17 protein-coding genes are annotated in these 20,932 nt (G+C 64.4%); 13 read left to right on the top strand and 4 right to left on the bottom strand.

Going from position 1 to position 20,932, the window contains the following annotated elements; all coding sequences use genetic code 11:
• Positions 1–35 precede the first annotated feature (35 nt).
• Both H9L17_RS08965 and hemC read left to right on the top strand, forming a co-directional pair.
• On the top strand, positions 36–782 hold the full coding sequence (locus H9L17_RS08965; protein ID WP_187569130.1) for a LytR/AlgR family response regulator transcription factor: 747 nt from the start codon (positions 36–38) through the stop codon (positions 780–782).
• 168 nt (positions 783–950) lie between these two features.
• Positions 951–1,862 (top strand): hydroxymethylbilane synthase, encoded by a 912-nt coding sequence (gene hemC / locus H9L17_RS08960; protein WP_187569129.1) that lies wholly within the window; start codon positions 951–953, stop codon positions 1,860–1,862.
• Positions 1,863–1,950: 88 nt separating this feature from the next.
• Here the strand turns inward: hemC and H9L17_RS08955 are convergent, their stop codons facing one another.
• Together H9L17_RS08955 and H9L17_RS08950 are read right to left on the bottom strand one after the other, a co-directional pair.
• The gene (locus tag H9L17_RS08955) at positions 1,951–2,760 is read right to left on the bottom strand and encodes an endonuclease (protein ID WP_187569128.1); all 810 of its coding nucleotides are present in this window, start codon (positions 2,758–2,760) and stop codon (positions 1,951–1,953) included.
• A gap of 33 nt (positions 2,761–2,793) precedes the next feature.
• Positions 2,794–3,198 (bottom strand): very short patch repair endonuclease, encoded by a 405-nt coding sequence (locus H9L17_RS08950; RefSeq protein WP_187569127.1) that lies wholly within the window; start codon positions 3,196–3,198, stop codon positions 2,794–2,796.
• Between the two features lie 117 nt (positions 3,199–3,315).
• Between H9L17_RS08950 and H9L17_RS08945 the strand changes: the two genes are divergently transcribed.
• Entirely contained in the window at positions 3,316–4,632 is a 1,317-nt protein-coding gene (locus H9L17_RS08945; RefSeq protein ID WP_187569126.1) for a DNA cytosine methyltransferase, read from the top strand.
• 62 nt (positions 4,633–4,694) lie between these two features.
• Here H9L17_RS08945 and H9L17_RS08940 read toward each other — a convergent pair whose 3' ends face one another.
• On the bottom strand, positions 4,695–5,327 hold the full coding sequence (locus tag H9L17_RS08940; protein ID WP_187569125.1) for a DUF481 domain-containing protein: 633 nt from the start codon (positions 5,325–5,327) through the stop codon (positions 4,695–4,697).
• A gap of 82 nt (positions 5,328–5,409) precedes the next feature.
• Between H9L17_RS08940 and H9L17_RS08935 the strand changes: the two genes are divergently transcribed.
• Positions 5,410–6,381, top strand: coding sequence for a helix-turn-helix transcriptional regulator (locus H9L17_RS08935; protein WP_187569124.1), 972 nt, complete (start codon positions 5,410–5,412; stop codon positions 6,379–6,381).
• Positions 6,381–7,277: a patatin-like phospholipase family protein gene (locus tag H9L17_RS08930; RefSeq protein WP_187569123.1), complete on the top strand. Its 897-nt coding sequence runs from the start codon at positions 6,381–6,383 to the stop codon at positions 7,275–7,277. The genes H9L17_RS08935 and H9L17_RS08930 overlap by 1 nt, the downstream gene beginning before the upstream one ends.
• Positions 7,278–7,340: 63 nt before the next feature.
• On the opposite strand, the gene H9L17_RS08925 is transcribed toward H9L17_RS08930, so the two are convergent.
• On the bottom strand, positions 7,341–7,727 hold the full coding sequence (locus H9L17_RS08925; protein ID WP_187569122.1) for a helix-turn-helix domain-containing protein: 387 nt from the start codon (positions 7,725–7,727) through the stop codon (positions 7,341–7,343).
• 304 nt (positions 7,728–8,031) lie between these two features.
• On the opposite strand from H9L17_RS08925, the gene H9L17_RS08920 reads away from it, so the two are divergent.
• From H9L17_RS08920 to H9L17_RS08885, 8 genes are all read left to right on the top strand, one after another.
• The gene (locus H9L17_RS08920; RefSeq protein ID WP_187569121.1) at positions 8,032–9,297 is read left to right on the top strand and encodes an HlyD family secretion protein; all 1,266 of its coding nucleotides are present in this window, start codon (positions 8,032–8,034) and stop codon (positions 9,295–9,297) included.
• Between the two features lie 89 nt (positions 9,298–9,386).
• Complete coding sequence (locus H9L17_RS08915; RefSeq protein WP_187569120.1) at positions 9,387–12,134, top strand: M16 family metallopeptidase; 2,748 nt, start codon at positions 9,387–9,389, stop codon at positions 12,132–12,134.
• 132 nt (positions 12,135–12,266) lie between these two features.
• The gene (locus tag H9L17_RS08910) at positions 12,267–12,485 is read left to right on the top strand and encodes a hypothetical protein (RefSeq protein WP_187569119.1); all 219 of its coding nucleotides are present in this window, start codon (positions 12,267–12,269) and stop codon (positions 12,483–12,485) included.
• Between the two features lie 593 nt (positions 12,486–13,078).
• Positions 13,079–13,891, top strand: a complete 813-nt coding sequence (locus H9L17_RS08905) for a CPBP family intramembrane glutamic endopeptidase (protein WP_187569118.1) — start codon at positions 13,079–13,081, stop codon at positions 13,889–13,891.
• 33 nt (positions 13,892–13,924) lie between these two features.
• Positions 13,925–16,006, top strand: coding sequence for a peptidase domain-containing ABC transporter (locus H9L17_RS08900; protein WP_187569117.1), 2,082 nt, complete (start codon positions 13,925–13,927; stop codon positions 16,004–16,006).
• Positions 16,007–16,025: 19 nt separating this feature from the next.
• Entirely contained in the window at positions 16,026–16,340 is a 315-nt protein-coding gene (locus H9L17_RS08895; protein WP_425507320.1) for a hypothetical protein, read from the top strand.
• 105 nt (positions 16,341–16,445) lie between these two features.
• Positions 16,446–18,518: a prolyl oligopeptidase family serine peptidase gene (locus H9L17_RS08890; protein ID WP_425507420.1), complete on the top strand. Its 2,073-nt coding sequence runs from the start codon at positions 16,446–16,448 to the stop codon at positions 18,516–18,518.
• A 217-nt stretch (positions 18,519–18,735) separates the two neighbouring features.
• Positions 18,736–20,889, top strand: a complete 2,154-nt coding sequence (locus tag H9L17_RS08885; protein WP_187569114.1) for a S9 family peptidase — start codon at positions 18,736–18,738, stop codon at positions 20,887–20,889.
• The last annotated feature ends 43 nt before the right edge of the window (positions 20,890–20,932 follow it).

The raw sequence follows: 20,932 nt of genomic DNA, 5'->3' as shown, positions 1-20,932 counted from the left end.
CCGCAGGGCCGGGAACGAGTCGGGGACGACGCGCCATGACCGCACCACCGCTGCGCGTGCTGATCGTCGACGACGAGCCGTTGGCCCGCGCGCGCCTGCGCGCGCTGCTGGAATCGCAACCCGGCGTGCAGGTGGCGGGCGAAGCGGGCGACGGACAAGCGGCGCTGGCCGCCTGCGTGGCGCAGGCGCCGGATCTGGTGCTGCTGGACATCGCCATGCCCGGCATCGACGGCCTGGAAACCGCGCGCCACCTGGCCGCGCTGCACCCGCGCCCGGCGGTGGTGTTCTGCACCGCGTTCGACGCGCACGCGCTGTCCGCGTTCGAGGCGCAGGCGCTGGACTACCTGGTCAAGCCGGTGCGCGGCGAGCGCCTCGCCGATGCGCTCGACAAGGTGCGCACCTTCCTCGCCGGCCGCGGCAACCGGCAGGCCGACGCCGCGCCCGCGCAGGCGCGCAGCCAGCTGTGCGCGCGGCTGCGCGGCAGCCTGCGGATGATCCCGGTCGAGGACATCCGCTACCTGCAGGCCGATGAGAAATACGTGGTGGTGCACCACGCGCGCGGCGAGGACCTGATCGAGGAATCGCTGAAGTCGCTGGAGACCGAATTCGCCCACCGCTTCATCCGCATCCACCGCAACTGTCTGGTGGCGCGCGAGCAGATCATCGAACTGCGCCGTTCGCCGGAAGGTCACATGCAGGCGGTGCTGCGCGACGTCGCCGAGCCGCTGGAAATCAGCCGCCGCTGCCTGTCGCATTTGCGCGAGACGCTGCGGCATCTTTGATTCACTGCGAGCGGCGTCGCCCTGCCCGCCGGGGTTCGCCGCTTGGGCTCCGCATCCGGCTCCGATGCGCGGCCGCGCGCCATCCGTGGCGCGCTCGAACCCCGGCGGGCGGAGCGACGCCGCAACAACCATCCCGCGCGCACCACTGGTAAAAGCGATAATGCGCGCATGACCACGCTGCGCATCGCCACCCGCAAGAGCCCGCTCGCCCTCTGGCAGACCGAACACGTGGCCGAGCGGCTGCGCGCGGCGCATCCCGGCCTGCGGGTCGATCTGGTGCCGCTGAGCACGCGCGGCGACGAGATCCTCGACCGCTCGCTGGCGGCGATCGGCGGCAAGGGCCTGTTCCTCAAGGAACTGGAGATCGCCATGCAGCGCGGCGAAGCGGACTGCGCGGTGCACTCGCTCAAGGACGTGCCGATGACGCTGGAACCGGGCTTCGCACTGCCGGCGATCCTCGCCCGCGCCGACCACGCCGACGCCTTCGTCAGCAACCGCTTCGACGACATCGACGCGCTGCCGCAGAACGCGCGCGTCGGCACCTCCTCGCTGCGCCGGCAGGCGCAGCTGCACGCGCTGCGTCCGGACCTGGAACTGCTCGACCTGCGCGGCAACGTCAACACGCGGCTGGCGAAGCTCGACGCCGGCGACTACGACGCCATCGTGCTGGCCTGCGCCGGCCTGCAGCGGCTGGGCTTCGATGCGCGCATCCGCACCCGCCTGGACGCGCCGCGCTGGCTGCCGGCCCCGGCACAGGGCGCCATCGCCATCGAAACCCGCGACGACGATCCGCGCGTGGCGTCGCTGTGCGCGGCGCTGGACGATGCCGGCACCCGCACCCGCGTCGCCGCCGAGCGGGCGATGAACCGCGCCCTCGACGGCAGCTGCCACGTGCCGGTGGCGGCGCTAGCGACGCTGCACGGCGACACGCTGCACTTGCAGGGACTGGTCGGCTCCGCGCGCGACGGCCGCCACGTGCGCGCGCAGGCGGAAGGCCCGGCCGACGCGCCGGAGGCGCTAGGGATCGCGGTGGCGGAAGCCCTGCTGGCGCAGGGCGCGCGAAGACTGATCGACGACTGAAGGTTCCGGCGACATGGTTCAGGGGGTACGGAACTCCCTCGCGACGACGACGCAATCGCTCTTGATTGGGTAGTACCGCCTAATCCGACTAAGGCCTTTTGCGTCCGGAATAGAGAGCCAAATCTTCGGTCGTGATGTCCGAGGCGGACACAAGCTCGTAGTGCTCTTCGGAGACGATCTTGATGTCTCCGTTCTGTTCGGCGAGTTCGAACATCGCGATCTTGTTCCGCGTGATGAATTGGGCGGATACCGGGCGGCAACGCAAAGAAGGGAATTTCTCTTTGCAGCACGCGATGTCCTGTTCCGTCTGCTGCCGGCCGTGCTTGTCCTTTCCGCCTTTCGCTTGGACCGGAATCACGTACTGGCATCCGTTGCGATCCACCCCTACATAGAGCTCGTCGATCTCGATCTGACCGATCCCACCCACAGTTGTGCGCAAGTGGTTCTGCAGCGACGAAGCCGCAATCCCAAGAAAAACGTCGATGAGCCGGTTATAACGGACTTTGGCGAGCAGCGCCTGCTCGTCCCCTTGAGCGTATGCTCCGATGATTTCTGGCGTGGCGTCCGGGATCTTGACGACGATCTTGTCCCTTCTCGGCGAAATGTCCAACGGTCGGACGAGCCTGAACTCGTACTTCGCGCGACCTGCGCCCGCAATGATCCATTCGTACCCTTCCGGCGCGGTCGAGACGATGGCCTCCGGCATCCCTACGCGATATTTGAACGAATAGATCGCATCGCCAAGATTCTTAGGAAGCTCGATCCCCTTGGCACGCGCAACGGACGCGAATTCGCTTCGTTCGAAACTCAGCCGAGTAGCTCCTTTCCGGTAGTGTTTCCGGAATACGGCCGAAACGATCTCCGCATACCTGTTCGCTTTGGATGCCCTTCCTGCCACAACGCCTCCTCTATCGCCCACCCATCCACAACATCATTCGCCCAACGTAGCGCGCATTCTCCGAGCCAACCGTTCCGACCGTTTGATTTCGCACTCCCAAACTATCACGACCTTCCATCCCAGCTCCCTCAGCTCCTTCCGCTTCCTCGCATCCCGGCGTCGGTTGCCTTCGATCTTTTCGAGCCAGTAGTCCTCTCTAGACTTCGGCATCTTCGTCCGCTTGCAGGCATGTCCATGCCAGAAGCATCCATGGACGAACACCACGACCCTTCTTCCAGGAAGAACGATGTCCGGCGTCCCCGGAAGGTCGCGACGATGCAACCGAAACCTGTACCCCATTCGATGCAGCAAAGAGCGTACCTGGATCTCCGGCTTGGTGTTCGCTCCTCGGATTCGGGACATCAGCCAGCTTCTACGCTCAGGACTCAACCTATCCATCCTCACCCCGATTCGCGCCGCATGAGACCGACAAGCGGCATCTTATGTCAGAAGGTTCCGCTTCAATCTCGGAATTTTCCGATCGACTTTCGCCAGACCGCCGCCTATACTTTCCCCATGACCAGACCAATTGGAATCGACCTTTTCGCCGGCGTTGGCGGATTGAGCCTAGGCTTCGAACAAGCCGGCTTTGACGTCGTGGCCGCCGTCGAGATCGATCCCGTGCACGCGGCCGCACACGCTTACAACTTCCCGAATTGCGCCGTCATTCCGCGTTCTGTCACGGACCTGACCGGAGCCGAAATCCGGCGCGCGGCGGGCATTGGCCTAAGGTCGGTCGATGTGGTGTTCGGAGGCGCTCCTTGCCAAGGCTTCTCTCTAATCGGCCAACGCGCGATGGACGACCCCCGGAATTCGTTGGTTAGGGATTTCGTTCGAATCGTGAGCGAATTGGAAGCCGACTATTTCGTTTTCGAGAACGTCAAAGGGCTCACCATTGGCAAGCATCGACGATTTCTCGACGAAATCATCCTGGAATTCGGCCGCATTGGCTACGACGTTCTGGAAGACTGGAAAGTGCTCAACGCATGCAATTTCGGAGTGCCCCAAGACCGGCAACGACTGTTCCTTCTCGGCGCGAAGAGAGGCATGAAGCTACCGGAATACCCCGCTCACATCACGTCGAAACCCGGCTCGAACGGCAAGCTACCGACAGCCCCGACCTGCGCCGAGGCTCTTGAAGATCTGCCCGACGCCGAGCGTTTCGAGCAGTTGATCCTCACCGACGAGATCAAGGCCAAGAAACGGGCGGCCAAGAGCGACTATTCAAAACTCATGCGTTGCGAAACGCCCGAAGGCTGGGCGTTCGGCTACAAGCGCAAATGGGATGAGGACATCCTCACTTCCAGCATGCGATCCGGGCATACCGAAGTCTCGCGCGAACGCTTCGCCCGGACAAAGCCGGGAGAGGTCGAGCCCGTCTCGCGATTCTTCAAGCTTCCGCCCCATGGCGTCAGCAACACGCTTCGCGCAGGAACCGATTCGGCCCGTGGGGCTTTTACGAGTCCCCGCCCCATCCATTACAAATGGAACCGCTGCGTCACTGTGCGCGAGATGGCCCGTTTGCACGGCTTTCCGGATTGGTTCCGCTTCCATGAAACGAAATGGCATGGAGCCAGGCAAATCGGAAATTCGGTTCCACCGCCGCTCGCGCGGGCAGTCGCTTCGCAGATCATGTCCGCAATAGGCTCCGAGCCAACCGCACCTTCCGAAGAAATCGCTTTAGGCGACGCCTCGCTTTTGCGGATGAACCTCGCCCAAGCATCCGCGCATTGGGGCATCGCCAATCCTATCAGCCAGCGTGATCGGAAAAGCGATTCGAAAAAATCCAAGCGGCCGATCCCCCAGGCGGAACGCTCAGCATCCCTTTTCTAGTTCTGGCATGAGTGAAAGTCTTCCGTTCGCGCCGAACGGTTCCGCGAGCTGCCGCATCCATTTCAGAACGCATATTTCAGCCTCAGCGTCGCGTCGGTCTGGTTGCGGCCGACCAGGTCGCTGTCGCGGCGCATCTCCACGCCGGAACTCAGCGTCAGCATCGGCTGCAGCTGCACGTTCACCAGCAGGCTGTTGCGCAGGTAGGCGCCGTGCTGGCCGGTTTCGATGCGGGTGGTCTGCGACAGCCGCGCGCGCTTGCCCAGCGCCTGGTTCCATTCCACCTGCCCGCGCAGGATCGGGCCGGTGCCGGCGGTGCCGTCGTCGGCGTAGCCCTGCAGGCGGTAGCCGGTGTCCACCGACACGCGCACGCTGGTGTCGCGGGTCTTCATCGCCTGCACGCCGTACTGCATGCCGACGCGGGCGTTGCTGCCCTGCGCCTTCATCCAGTCGCGGCGCTCGTCGGGCAGGCGCAGCCGGCCGCCGCTGCCGGGCAGGTCGTCGGCATCCAGGCGGCGCTGGCCGGAGGGGATGTCCGCCATCGCATCCACCGACCACTCGCCGTTCACGCAGCGCGCCTTCAGGCAGCGTGGCGGATCGATCAGGCGCTGCACCACCTCCGGCTGCAACACCGGCAGGGGCGGTAGGGCGATGGCGGTCGGCGGCGCGGAAAACGCCAGCCACAGCAGCGGCAGCATGGTCGTCCGGAACGGGAATCCGCCCGCATTCTAACCGCGCCCGCCGCCCACGGACCGTGAACGGCTGCCGCATAATCGGGGCATGGACCGCTACGAACGCATCATCGCCCTGCACCGCCACCTGCAAGCCGCGCGCCGGCCGGTGACGGTGGCCCGGCTGCAGGACGAACTGGGCTGCTCGCGCGCCACCGTCTACCGCGACATCGCCTTCCTGCGCGACGCGCTGATGGCGCCGGTGGTCGGCGACGGCGAGGCCGGCTTCCACTACGACAAGGACGAGGCCGAACGCTTCGAACTGCCCGGCCTGTGGCTCAATTCGGAAGAACTGCACGCCCTGCTGGCCGCGCAGCAGCTGCTGGCGCGCAGCAGCGGCGGAATGCTGTCGGCCGCGCTGGCGCCGCTGCAGCAGCGGGTGGAGAAGCTGCTCGACGCCCACTCCGGCGGCAAGCGCTGGCCGGTGGAACGGGTGCGCGTCATCCCGCACCGGATCCGCCGGATGGACGAGAACGCGTTCCGCATCGTCGCCTCCAGCGTGCTGGAGCGGCGCAAGCTGGCCTTCGACTACCGCGCCCGCTCCACCGACGAGAAGACCCGCCGCACGGTCAGCCCGCAGCGCCTGACCCACTACCGCGACAATTGGTACCTGGACGCCTGGGACGAAGACCGCGAGGGCCTGCGCAGCTTCTCCATCGACCGCATCGCCGGCGCGCGCTTCGTCGACGGCGGCGCGCGCGATGTGGCCGAGGACGACCTCAATGCGCATCTCGCCGGCAGCTACGGCATCTTCTCCGGCGCGCCCAAGGGCTGGGCGACGATCCGCTTCAGCCCCAAGGCCGCGCGCTGGGTGGCCGACGAGCACTGGCATTCGCAGCAGCAGGGCCGCTTCCTGCCCGACGGCCGCTACGAGCTGAAGGTGCCGTACTCGGTGCCGCGCGAACTGCTGATGGACGTGCTGCACTACGGCGCCGACGCCGAGATCGTCGAACCGAAGGCGCTGCGCGAGCAGCTGCGCGCGCACCTGCAGCTGGCGCTGTCCAACTACGGGGACGGTTGATGCGCGCCGGCGCGGGCGATGCGTCGGTGGTGCTGGCGCTGGGCGCCGGCGGCGCGCGCGGACTGGCCCAGATCGGCGTGATCGAAGTCCTGCAGGAGCGCGGCCTGCGCATCGAGGCCGTGGCCGGCACCTCTTGCGGCGCGCTGGTCGGCGGCGCGTTCGCCGCCGGCAAGCTGGGCGAACTGCGCGACTGGATGCTGCGCACCGGCCGCAACGAGATGCTGCGCCTGCTCGACCCCGGCTGGGGCCGCCCGGCCATGTTCACCGGCAACCGGCTGGTGCGCACCCTGCGCGACGTCATCGGCGAACCGCGCATCGAAGACCTGCCGATCGACTTCACCGCGGTCGCGGTGGACCTGCTGCGCCAGCGCGAAGTCTGGCTGCGCCACGGCGACCTGTGGAACGCCCTGCGCGCCTCGTTCGCGATTCCCGGCATCTTCACCCCGCTCACCCTCGACGGCATGGAGCTGGTCGACGGCGGCCTGCTCGCACCGCTGCCGATCACCGCCACCCGGCTGGCCGGCCCGCACCGGGTGGTGGCGGTGGACATCCACGGCAGCACGCCGCAGCGCAGCGACGATCCGGTGCGGGTGGTCGACGCCGTCGCCGAGGCGTCCCCGACCAACCCGCTGGGACGCTGGATGGAACAGCATTTCGGCAACAGTGAAGAGACCGCCCGCCCGACCCACCGCTTCGGCCTGATGGAAGTGATGTCGCGCGCGCTGGACACCATGCAGGAACGCATCGCCCGCGTGCAGATGGCGCTGGAACCGCCGGACCTGCTGATCCGCATTCCCCGCGACGCCTGCCAGTTCTACGAGTTCTGGCGCGGCGCGGAGCTGATCGAGATCGGCCGCAGCGAGGCGAAGAAGGCGTTGGACGCGGCGGGGTATTGAATTCCCGACCGGAAATTTGATTTTCGAATAATCCACGAACACGCATCGTGCGCGAATACGGAATTATTCCAGATTATCCGCCAGGTAAATCCCGGCATGCGCCTCGACGGTTTTGATGATCCGCCCCTGCTGGCGCCGCGGCACCGCGCGCAAGGCATGCAGCAGCCGGAGCTCCAGATGGTCGCTGACAAGCTCCATGCCGATCACGCCGGGAATGTCGTCCAGCAGCGGCTCGTATTTGCAGGCGCCGCGCCCCGTGGCCAACCATTCGAATGACACCCCGGTTTCCTGCGCGATGCGCTGGAGCCGCTCGGTTGCGGGAACCACCCCGTTGGCACCTTCCCAGTTGGCCACCGCGCCGCGGGTGACCTTCAACCGTTCTGCCAATTGCTGTTGCGATATACCCGCGCGCAGGCGCGCCTTGCGGATTCGTCCGGCCAATGTCGTCATTGCATGAAACCCCAGCGATGCAGCCGGCGTGAAACAAGACCGCTGCACCAAGGCCGCATAGCATAGCGCAATCAGTATCGAAGCTTTACTCCTTTGACCGCCAGCTGTCGGAAATGCGGACGCAAGCAATATTGACGAAGAGACGTACAGTATTGCTTGCATGATTCGTCTAAATCATTGACGACAATGATTGCTGCGATGCAGCAAAAGGGCAAATCGAGGCGGATTTCCCCCTTCCCGAGGGTTGTGCGGACATCCCCGGATCAGTCCAAATAAACGCTCGGGGACGTTATGCAAATTTGGAATGTCGGAATCACTTTTTCGCAGGGAAGCGCTGGAAGCCAAGCGCGGTAGCTGGCTGGGGAGCATTTCCCTGGCCCAGCCCCTGCCGCTATGGGCCATGACCGCCTTCGCAGCTGGTGCGGCATTGGCGATCGGGCTGTTCCTGACGCTGGGCAGCTACACGCGCCGCTCCACCGTGGTCGGGCAACTGGTGCCCACCAGGGGCTTGGCCACCGTCCTGGCACCCGCCACCGGCGTGGTAACGGAGCTGGACAGCGCGGAAGGCAGGCGAGTCCGTGCCGGGCAATCCCTGGCGGTAGTCAGCCTGCCGCGCGCCACCGTGAACGAGGGCGACACCGCCGCTGCCATGGCCCAGCGGCTGGCGCGGCGCCAACAAGGCTTGCAGGACGCGCACCGCGCGCAGAGCCAGCTGCTGAATGCACAGGCCGGCGGCTTGCTGGCGCAGCTGGACGCCGCCCGACGCGAACTGGCGCAGCTGGAACAGGAAATCGCCACCCGGCAGGGGCAGGTATGGATTGCCGACGAAACCCTGCAGCGCCTGCGCCAGCTGCAAGCGGACAAATACGTCAGCGCCCTGCAGGTGAAGCAACAGGAGGCCGCATGGCTGCAGGCCGTCAGCGACGTGCAAGCCATGCAGCGCCAAGCCATTACCGCACGCCGCAGCCTCGCCCAGCTCCAGCAGGCCCGGCAGGAGCTGCCCGGGCAACGCCTCGCCAGCAATGCCGACTTCCAGCGCGATCTGGCAGCGCTGGAACAGGAGCAAGTGGAAACGGAAGCACGCGGCGCCCTGGCAGTCAGCGCGCCGGTGACCGGCGTCATCGCCACGCAGCTGGTCAAGCCCGGACAGGCCGTGCAGGCAGGCCAGCCCTTGCTCAGCCTGCTTCCGGGCAACGGAATGCTGGAAGCGGAACTGCTGGTGCCCAGCCGCGCGATCGGTTTCATCGAACCCGGCGACAAGGTGCTGCTGCGTTACCAAGCGTACCCGTACCAGAAGTTCGGCCATCAGCAGGGCACGGTGACCCGGATCAGCCGAAGCGCCTTGAGCTCCGGTGAACTCGGCACGCTGATCGGCAATGCACAGCAGGGCGAACCGTTCTATCGCATCACCGTGGCGTTGGCGCGGCAGACCGTCACCGCCTACGGCAAGGCCGAGCTGCTGAAACCGGGAATGCTGCTGGAAGCCGATGTGCTGGGGGACAAGCGCCGGCTGATCGAATGGGTGTTCGAGCCTTTGTATTCGTTACAGGGGAAGGTCGGCAACAACTGAATCCCATGAATAACCCGACTGCAAATCACTACAGGGTTTGCAACCGAATTCTCAGCGCCTTTCGAGGCGCATCTACCCAAGGAAGCTCTATGTTCAATCGACACCTGCGCATCCGCTCACTCGCTCTTTCCCTATCTTTGGCACTGTCCACCGTGGCACTGGCCGAGACGCCAGCGGCATTGCCCAAGAGCGTCGCGGCCGCTCCCTGCATCGAGGGTCTCTGCGAATACCGCCTGCAGAATGGGTTGCGCGTGCTGCTGTTCCCGGATGCAAGCAAGCCCACCGTGACCGTCAACGTGGTGTACGGGGTCGGTTCGACGGACGAGAACTACGGCGAAACCGGCATGGCCCATCTGCTGGAACACATGCTGTTCAAGGGCACGCCCACCCATCCGGACATTCCCGGCGAGATGAAGCAGCGCGGCGTCGCCAAAAACGCCAGCACGTCGTTCGACCGCACCAATTACTTCGCCTCGTTCCCGGCCAACGACGACACCCTGGACTGGCTGCTCGGCCTGGAGGCCGATCGCATGGTCAATTCGAAGATCGCCAAGAGCGACCTCGACAGCGAAATGACCGTGGTCCGCAACGAGATGGAAGCCGGCGACAACAACCCCGGCGCCGTGCTGATGAAGCGCGTGCGCGCCGTCGCCTACGACTGGCACAACTACGCCAATCTGCCGATCGGCGCCCGTTCCGACGTGGAAGGCGTGCCGATCGCGAACCTGCAGGCGTTCTACAAGACCTGGTACCAGCCGGACAATGCGCTGCTGATCGTCGCCGGCCGCATCGACCCCGGCAAGACTTTGGTTCGCATCGCCAACCACTTCGGGCCACTGAAGAAGCCGGTCCGCGCATTGCCGGAGCGGCATACCATCGAACCCGCCCAGGACGGCGAGCGCGAAGTCACCGTGCGCCGCACCGGCGATATCGGCCTGATCGCCACCAGCTATCACGTCCCCGCGCTTGCACAGGCCGACAGCGCTCCCCTGGCGGTGCTGGCCAACGTGCTCAGCGACAACCCGAACGGTCGGCTGTACAAGGCGCTGATCGAGACCAAGCTGGCCGCGTTCGCCACCGCCTCCGGCGACGGCCAGCGCGATCCCGGCCTGTTCACCGCCATCGCGGCGCTGCCGAAGACCGGCGATGCGGTGAAGGTGGAAGCGGAGTTGCTGAAGCAGACCGAGGACGTGACTGCGCGCCCCGTGACGGAGCAGGAAGTGGCCGCAGCCAAGCAGCGCATCGCCAACGGCTATGAAAAACTGCTGGCCGATGCGAATGCGGTGGGCATGGCGCTGTCCGAGTCGCAGGCTGCCAGCGATTGGCGGCTGCTGTTCGTGCAACGCGACGCCATTGCCAAGGTCACCGCGGCCGACGTCAACCGGGTCGCGGCCACCTACCTGAAGTCCGGCAACCGCACCCTTGGCCGGTTCGTGCCGACCGACAACCCCGACCGCACCGAGGTTCCCGCGGCGCCGGCGATCGCCAGCCTGGTCGATGGGTATGTCGGCAAAGCAGCGGTGGCTGCCGGCGAAACGTTCGAGGCAACGCCGCAAAACATCGCCGCCCGCACCCAGACCTTCACCCTGGGCGATGGCCTGAAGGTCTCGCTGCTACCCAAGAAGACCCGCGGCGAAACCGTGGTGGTGAACGCCAATTTCGAATTCGGCAACGAGCGCGCGATCACCGGCCGCACGGATGCCGGCGCGCTGGTCGGGCCGATGCTGATGTTGGGCAGCAAGAGCATGACCCGCGAGCAGATCGCGGCCAAGTTCGATGCGCTCAACACCCAAGCGCAGATCGGCGGCAGCCTGCAGGGCGCTCAGATCGCGCTGCTCGGCAAGCGCGGAACGCTGGCCGATGCGCTGGCGCTTGCAGCCGATGTGTTGCGCAATCCCGCGTTCCCGGCAAACCAGTTCGAACAGCTGCGCCTGCAGGCAGCCACCGGCATCGAGTACCAGCGCAAGGAGCCCGGCCCGCTGGCCTCCATGGCGCTCGCTCAGCACTTCGATCCCTGGCCCGCCGGACATCCGCTGCATGTGGAGGGATTCGACGAATCCTTGGCCAAGCTGAAGACGCTCAAGCTCGAAGACGTACAGGCGTATCACCGCGACTTCTACGGCACGTCTCAAGGTGAAATCGCCGTGGTCGGCGACTTCGATCCCGCAGCGGTCAAAGCGCAGCTGGAACAGCTGTTCGCCGGCTGGAAGGCACCGGCCGCCTACGCACCGATGCCCACGCATTACACCGACACCAAGGCGACGCTGGCGAGCTTCACCACCCCGGACAAGCCGAATGCCGTCCTGGTCGCCCGCCAGAACCTGTCCCTGAACCTGGTCGATCCGGATTTCCCGGCCTTGAGCATCGCCGCCAGCATCCTGGGCGGTGATCCACTGAAGGCGCGGCTGGCCGACCGCATCCGCCAGAAGGAAGGGCTGAGCTATGGCGTGACCGCCGCGCTGCGCGCGGACGAAAGCCGCCAGGGCCGCGACGACGATGGCTACCTGACCATCCAGGCGATCGCCGCGCCGCAGAACATGGCCAAGGTCGAAACCGCCGTGCGCGAGGAGCTCGCGCGCCTCGTGAAGGACGGCATCACCGAGCAGGAACTCCGGGATGCCGTGCAGGCCAAGCTGGTCGCGCGCGAACAATCGCGGGCACAGGACGGCGCCGTGGCCGGCGTCCTGACGGAAAACCTGCAATACGGCCGTGACATGCAGTTCGAAATCGACCGTGATGCGGCGTACCGGGCGCTGACCGTCGCTCAGGTGAACGCGGCGATCCGCAAGCATTTCAGGCCGGACAGCTTGAGCGTGTTCGCAGCGGGGGATTTCTAGTAGGAGAAGGCAAACAGGTAGTCGCAAGCTACCTGTAGATGAAAAAGCGCACGGCTGACCAAGCGGGCACTCAAATCCTCATATTCGTTCATTGAGCAAGTTGGTTGACTCAAGAGCTATGAAATTGTTGGGGTGTATCCCCTTCCCTTCAGCGCAGAGGAACTGCGTTATTCCAATGGAGATGAAAAAATGCGTGAACTAGATGCTTGTGAGATCAGCCACATTGGCGGCGCCCTCAAGCCGGTGGATAATGCCGAATCAGAAGTTGGGAAAACCATTAATGATGTTATGCAGCTGTGCGACAAGATTGGAAGTTGGCTTGGCGGTAAAATCTACGATTGGACGCATTGACTTTATATAATTAAGTCCGCGCCATATGCCGATCATGGATGATCGATCGCAGACCAATCATACAAGTGACGGATCTGCGTGCTGGGCTCGGGGTGTGCTGACAAGTTCAGGATGGGCTTGTCAGCGTTGCGCCAATTGCGGCAAATGAGTTTTGTTTTTGTGTCTTTTATCCGTCCGGTTGATTTCATTCTAAAGCGAAGCGACCCGAATCCAGCTCAAATGACTTCCGGCTTACGGAAATAAATCCTAGGCTTGATCACCCAAGGACTTATCAAGATCGCTGGACACAAATTAATATACGAAACTCAATTTTAACCATTTAAATTATCAAACCCTATCCGAGGACCACAGAAAATGCGCGAACTTGGAGTAAGTGAAATTAAATTGACGGCTGGCGGAGTCAAACCCATCGACAATCCCGAATCGGAACTTGGAAAAAGGATTAATGATGCCGCGGAGCTCTGCGAAAAGATTGGAGCATGGCTCGGTAGTGCCATTTATGATTTAACGCACTAAGTCACGCATTTATCCCAGTCCCGCTTGACGATAGGCGGGATTGGGTTTTTCTTGGAGGGCGCATGAGAAATGGCAGAATGCGATTCATTGATTTGTTTTCATGTATCGCCGTATCCATGATAGTTGTAGGCACTGCGGCATCATATATAGCCCGCCTTTTCCCTATTGACAAGACTATTTCGACCAATGGCAGGCTTGTAATTGTATATTGCGCAATGTTTTTATTTGCAAGACATGTTGCGCGAGCAGCTGGAGTTTCGTTTAAGGCCATTTCAGGAGCAGGATTAAACGCAGCATCAATCCTAGTAGCGGCAATTTGCGCCGCGCTGCTTCTTATGTTTTCTTATGGAGAAAACTTTATAGAGGTATATCTTGCTGCACAGCATTATCCAGATTTCGCCCATGAATACTGGGGATTCCATGTGGCGCCATACGATCTTCACGAAACATTTTTCGGATTTGTAACTATAGGATTTGCTCAGCTTATAGCTGCTCCTGTCGTTGAAGAGTACTTATTCAGAGGCTTATTTCTTAGAGAAATGACCGCCAGATGGGGGGCAATGAGGGCCGTCATTGCGAACTCACTGCTTTTTGCTGCATTTCACATGCAGAAGCCGTATTTTCTTAGTACGCTTGTTTTTGGGATAGTCTTGTGTGTTCTTTACATTAGGTATCGTTCGATCTGGGTGAATGCATTGACTCATGCGATCTTCAACGCCTCCGCATTTATTCTTCAGTATATATTTAATTTTCACTGGATGAAATCTACGACTGATTTGAGGGAGTTATCAAGCTGGATTCCAGAAATTATGATGCTGCTGATATCAACTCCTGCTTTATTTTTTATGATTAAAAACAACTTCAGGCAGTTAAATTGTGGTCGCGCCTGAAGCCCTATTCTGTAAATTTATGATGCTGCTTGCATGACCCTCCAATCCGAAGCCGCTGAATGCGGCCTCGCCTCGCTAGCGATGGTGGCCGATGCCCACGGCCTGCGGATATCTCTGGCCGAGTTACGCCAGCGTTTCCCTCTCTCCCTCAAAGGCGCCAAGCTCAACCAGCTGATCCATGTCGCCCAGCAGTTGGGTTTCCAGACCCGCCCGCTGCGGCTGGACATGGACGACCTGGGCAAGCTCAAACTGCCCTGCATCCTGCATTGGGATTTCAACCACTTCGTGGTGCTGGCCAAGGTCAGACGGTCGAAGGTGACGATCCTCGACCCGGCCATCGGCGAGAAGACGCTCGCCTTTTCCGAGGTCTCCGATCACTTCACCGGCGTGGCGCTGGAACTGGCGCCCGGCCATGAGTTCAAGCCGCGCAAGGCCTCGCCATCGGTGTCGGTGCGCCAGCTGACCGGACGCGTGACCGGCCTGTGGCGGGCGCTGGGGCAGATCCTGCTGCTGTCGGTGGCCTTGCAGGTGTTCGTGGTGCTCGCCCCGTTCTTCATGCAGTGGGTGGTGGACCAGGTGCTGGTCTCCGCCGACAAGGACCTGCTGACGGTATTGGGACTGGGCTTCGGGCTGGCCCTGCTGCTGCAGATCGGCATCGGCCTGCTGCGCGGCTGGTCGGTGGTGTATCTGTCGTCCCGATTGGGGCTGCAATGGATGGGCAACGTGTTCGCGCACGCGCTGCGGTTGCCGCTGGATTTCTTCGAAAAGCGCCATCTGGGCGATATCACTTCGCGCATGGCCTCGGTGCAGGCGATCCAGCGCACCTTGACCACCAGCTTCGTCGAGGCGCTGATCGACGGCCTGATGGCGGTGGTGACGTTCGGCCTGATGCTGGTCTACAGCTGGAAGCTGGCGCTGGTTACCCTGCTGGCGGTGGCGCTGTATGCCGGCATTCGCCTGGCGGCCTACCGGCCGCTGCGCGACGGTACCGAGCGTCAACTGGTGGCGGCGGCGAAACAGCAGACCCATCTGCTGGAATCGCTGCGCGGCATGCAAAGCGTCAAGGTGGCCGGGGCGGAGGGGCTGCGCCGCTCCACTTACGACAATCTGATGGTGGATACCGTCAACCAGGACGTGCGCATCGCGCAGTTGGGGCTGGGCTTCACCAGCGCCAGCCAGTTGGTATTCGGGATCGAGCGCATCGCGGTGATCTGGATCGGGGCGCTGCTGGCGCTGTCCAACGTGTTCTCGGTCGGCATGCTGATCGCGTTCCTCGCCTACAAGGACCAGTTCGCGCAGCGCATGTCGGCGCTGATCGACAAGGGCATCGAGTTCCGCATGCTGCGCCTGCACGGCGAGCGCCTGGCCGACATCGTGCTGACGCCGCCGGAGGACGCGGAGCTGCGGCCGGAGCTGCCCGCGCCCGAAGTCTCCTCCATCGAGGTGGAGAACCTGGGCTTCCGCTACGCCGATGGCGAGCCGTGGGTGTTGAAGGGCTGCAACCTGCGCATCGAACCGGGCGAAGCGGTGGCGATCGTCGGCGCGTCCGGCTGCGGCAAGACCACGCTGGTCAAGCTCCTGCTGGGCCTGCTCAAGCCGACCGAAGGCACGATCCGCATCGGCGGGCAGGATCTGCACAAGGCGGGACCGGCGAACATCCGCCGGATCGTGGGCGCGGTGATGCAGGACGACCAGCTGTTCGGCGGCAGCATTGCCGACAACATCAGCTTTTTCGATCCGCAGATGGATCAGGCACGGGTGGAGCAGGCGGCACGCATGGCGGCCATCCACGGGGAGATCGCGGCGATGCCGATGGGCTATCACAGCCTGATCGGCGACATGGGCAGCAGCCTGTCCGGCGGGCAGAAGCAGCGGGTGATCCTGGCGCGGGCGCTGTACCGGCAGCCGAAGCTGCTGTTCCTGGACGAAGCCACCAGCCATCTGGACGTGGGCAACGAGCAGCTGGTGAACGCGGCGGTGAAGCAGTTGGAGGTGACCAAGGTGATCGTGGCGCATCGGCCCGAAACCATCGCCAGTGCCGATCGCGTGCTGGTGATGCACGGCGGGAAGATCGTGCAGGAGGTCAGGCCGGAGCCGGTGCAGGCCGCGGCCTAGGCGCGTCGCAGCCCGTGAGATGGCGGCAAAGCAACCTGCGCGCCATCCTGAACGGAGCGCTGCCATGACCCACCGCGATCTCGATTCCTGCCTGCGCCAGCTGGTGATCCTCGGCGCGCTGGCCGTGCTGCTGGTTCCCGCCGCGCGCGGCACCAGCGCGTGGCTGGGCTGGCTGCCGCTGTGGCTGCTGGGGATGCCGCTGGCGGCGTGGTGGAGTCTGCGCCGTTTCCCGCTGCCCACGGTCGCGCTGCGCCTGCCGCGGCGGCGGCGCGCGCAGGCCCGGCGGCGGATGCGCCACCCCGCGGCGAACCCGCGGATGGCCCGCCGCGCCTAGCGCTTCCGGGCCATTCCCGCGCCGGCGGGGCGTGCTAGCGTGGCGGTTTCCCCGACCGCAGCACGGAGCGCCTCCATGTCCCAGTTGTCCACTGTCTGCCAAGCGATGAGTGTCGCTGCCGGCCTTGCCCTCACCGGCGCCGTCTCCGCGCAGAACGCGCCCGACGGCGATCCCTACGCCTGGCTGGAAGACGTGCAGGGCGACAAGGCGCTGGACTGGGTGAAGGCGCGCAACGCCAAGGCGGAAGCCGAGATCGCCGGCACGCCGGCGTTCAAGACGCTGGAGGCGCAGATCCGCGCGGTCCTCGATTCCGACGCCAAGATTCCCAGCGTCGAGAAGATCGGCGAGTACTACTACAACTTCTGGAAGGACAAGCAGCACGAACGCGGCCTGTGGCGCCGCACCACCCTGGCCGAATACCGCAAGCCGGAACCGAGGTGGGAAACCGCGCTCGACCTCGACGCGCTGAACAAGGCCGAGGGCGCGAAGTGGGTCTGGCACGGCGCCGACTGCCTGCGGCCGAAGTACCAGCGCTGCCTGATCGCGCTGTCGCCCGGCGGCTCCGACGCCGACGTCACCCGCGAGTTCGACCTGGCCACCAAGCAGTTCGTGCAGGACGGCTTCTTCCGTCCGGAAGCCAAGGGCGGGCTGTCGTGGATCGACGAGGACACGGTCTACGTGTTCACCGACTTCGGCCCCGGCACGCTGACCAGCTCCGGCTATCCCAACATCGTCAAGGAATGGAAGCGCGGCACGCCGCTGGCGTCGGCGAAGACCGTGTACGAAGGCAAGCCGGGCGACATGTACATCGCCGCCGGCCGCGACCACACGCCGGGCTACCAGCGCGACTTCGTCAACCGCACCATCGCCTTCTACAACGACGAGCTGTACCTGCGGAACGCGGACGGCAGCCTGACCAAGGTCGACGCGCCGAACAGCGCGCAGAAGGGCGTGCACAAGGACTGGCTGGTGCTGGAGCTGCGCGAACCGTATGAAGCCGGCGGCAAGACATGGAAGCCGGGCTCGCTGATCGCGACGGACTTCAACGACTTCATGGCCGGCAAGCGCGACTTCACCGCGCTGTTCGAACCGACCGACAACGCCGCGCTGGCCGGCTCCACGTGGACGAAGGATCACCTCGTCCTCAACGTGATGGAGGACGTCAAGAACCGCCTGATCGTGCTCACGCCGGGCAAGGACGGCTGGGCGAAGTCGGCCTTCGTCGGCGCGTCGACCATCGGCACCATTGGCGTGGGCGCCGTGGATGCCGACGACAGCAACGCGGTGTGGCTGACCGCCACCGACTTCCTCAGCCCGACCACGCTGTCGATCGCCGAGATCGGACAAAAGCCCGAGGTGCTGAAGTCCAACCCGGTGTTCTTCGACGGCAGCAAGGACGTGATCGAGCAGCACTTCGCCGCCAGCAAGGACGGCACCAAGGTGCCGTACTTCCTGGTCCGCCCGAAGGACCTGGCGTTCGACGGCAAGGCGCCGACCCTGCTGTACGGCTACGGCGGCTTCGAGGTGTCGATGACGCCGGCCTATTCCGGCAGCATCGGCAAGGCCTGGCTGGAAAAGGGCGGCGTGTACGCGCTGGCCAACATCCGCGGCGGCGGCGAATACGGCCCGCGCTGGCACCAGGCCGCGCTCAAGGCCAACCGCCACAAGGCCTACGAGGACTTCGCCGCGATCGCCGACGACCTAGTGGCGCGCAAGATCACCTCGCCGCAGCATTTGGGCACCATGGGCGGCAGCAACGGCGGCCTGCTGATGGGCAACATGCTCACGCAATATCCGGAGAAGTTCGGCGCGATCGTGGTGCAGGTGCCGCTGCTGGACATGAAGCGCTACAGCCACCTGCTGGCGGGCGCCTCGTGGATGGCCGAGTACGGCGACCCTGACACCAGCGACTGGTCGTTCATCCAGACCTTCTCGCCGTACCACCTGTTCGACGCGAACAAGACCTATCCGGCGACGCTGTTCACCACCTCGACCAAGGACGACCGCGTCCATCCCGGCCACGCGCGCAAGATGATGGCGAAGATGGAAGCCGCCGATAAGGACGTGCGCTACTACGAGAACATCGAGGGCGGCCACGGCGGCGCGGCCAACAACGCGCAGGCGGCGCACATGAACGCGCTGGCTTACACCTTCCTGTGGAACCAGCTGACGAAGTGATGTTCGTCTCCTCCCCTGCGGAGGCAGGGGCAGCTGCTCTCCTTCCCTTTGCGCGCAGCGCAAGGGGGAGGTCGGGAGGGGGTGCTCTCGCGTTGACGCGCACCAGAAGCATCCCTCCCCAACCCTCCCCTTCGCTGTGCGAAAGGGAGGGAGCCAAAGCGTTCCCGTCACCCGCGGTGAACGGACCGATTGCAATCCGCTTCGCGGAGCCCCATCCATGAACTCCCACGTCCTGATCGCCGGTCTCTTCCTCATGAGCAGCCTCGCCAACGCCCAGACCCCGCCCACGCCGCCCGACGCGGACAAGAAGACGCACGTGGTCAAGGCGCCGTTCGGCGCCGAGCGCCAGGACGAGTACTACTGGCTGCGCGACGACAGCCGCAAGGACGCCGCGATGCTCGGCTACCTGATGGCCGAGAACGCCTACGCCGACGCCGTGCTGGCGCCGACCAAACCGGTGCAGGACAAGCTCTACGACGAGATCGTGGCGCGCATCAAGCAGGACGACGCCAGCGTGCCCTACCGCGATCGCGGGTACTGGTACTACTCGCGCTTCGAGACCGGCAAGGACTACCCGATCCACGCGCGCCGCAAGGACGGCCCGGGCATCGACGCGCTGTCGATCCAGCAGGCCAACGCGGCGGGCGACTTCGCCGGCGAGGACGTGCTACTGGACGTCAACGCGCTGGCCGCGGGCAAGGACTACTACAGCGTGGGCGACTTCGAGGTCAGCCCGGACAACCGGCAGCTCGCCTACGCCGACGACGACAACGGCCGCCGCCAGTACACCATCCGCTTCCGCGACCTCGCCACCGGGCAGGCGTATCCGGAAACCATCGCCGGCGTCTCGCCCAACCTGGTCTGGGCGGACGACAACAAGACCCTGTTCTACGTCGAGAACGACCCGGAGACCCTGCTCACCGTGCGGGTGAAGAAGCACGTGCTCGGCACCGACCCGAAGGACGACCCGGTCGTCTACGAGGAAGCCGACGACAGCTTCTACATGGGCATCGACCGCACCCGCGACGAGCGCTACATCGTCATCGGCGTGAGCAGCACGGTTTCCGACGAACTGCGCTACGCGCCGGCCGCCGATCCGCGCGAGTTCACCGTGCTGGCGAAGCGCGCGCGCGACGTGGAGTACGACGCCGACCATTTCGGCGGGCGCTGGGTGATCCGCACGAATGCCGATGCGGCGACCAACTTCAAGCTGGTCACCGCCGCCGACGGCGCGACTTCGCGCAAGGACTGGAAGGACTGGGTCGCCCATCGCGACGACGTGTTCATCGAAGGCTTCGAGCTGTTCGACGGCTTCACCGCCGTGGCCGAGCGCTCCGGCGGACTGGAGCGCGTGCGCCTGCTGAAGCCCGATGGCGAGGAGTACATCCAGGCCGACGAGTCCGCCTATTCGATGGGCCTGGACGTCAACAGCGAGCCGGACACCGACTGGGTGCGCTACGGCTACACCTCGATGACCACGCCGGCCACGGTGTACGAGCTGAACGTGACCACCGGCGAGCGCCGCCTGCTCAAGCGCCAGCCGGTGCTGGGCGGCTTTGATCCGTCGAACTACGTCACCGAGCGCCTGTGGGCGACCGCGCGCGACGGCACCAGTATCCCGGTGTCCATCGTCTACAGGAAAGGCTTCGAGAAGAACGGCAAGGCCGCGCTGCTGCAGTACGGCTACGGCAGCTACGGCGCGTCGATGGATCCGGGCTTCTCGGTCACCGCGGTCAGCCTGCTGGATCGCGGCATGGCCTATGCCATCGCCCACATCCGCGGCGGCCAGGAAATGGGCCGCAGGTGGTACGAGGACGGCAAGCTGCTGAAGAAGAAGAACACCTTCACCGACTTCATCGACGTGACGGATTTCCTGGTGAAGGAAGGCTACGCCGCGCCGGACCGCGTGGCCGCGCACGGCGGCAGCGCCGGCGGCCTGCTGATGGGCGCGATCGCCAACATGGCGCCGGACAAGTACCGCGTGATCCTGTCGCAGGTGCCGTTCGTGGACGTGGTGACGACGATGCTCGACCCGTCGATCCCGCTGACCACCAACGAATACGACGAGTGGGGCAACCCGGAGCAGAAGACGTTCTACGACTACATCGCCACCTATTCGCCCTACGACAACCTCGAAGCCAAGGCGTATCCGGCGATGTTCGTCGGCACCGGGCTGTGGGATTCGCAGGTGCAGTACTGGGAGCCGGCGAAATACGTGGCGCGGCTGCGCGACCTCAATACTTCGTCCGAACCGGTGGTGTTCCGCACCAACATGGAAGCCGGCCACGGCGGCAAGTCCGGGCGCTTCCGCCGCTATCGCGAACAGGCGGAAATGTATGCCTTCATGCTGGAGCGGCTGGGCGTCGAATAACGTTGCCGCCATTGCCGCGGACACCGAAAGCGCGCGTAGGGAG

The sequence above is a fragment of the Thermomonas brevis genome (assembly GCF_014395425.1).
Lineage (GTDB): Bacteria > Pseudomonadota > Gammaproteobacteria > Xanthomonadales > Xanthomonadaceae > Thermomonas > Thermomonas brevis.
This window is presented reverse-complemented; position numbering and strand designations above follow the sequence as displayed.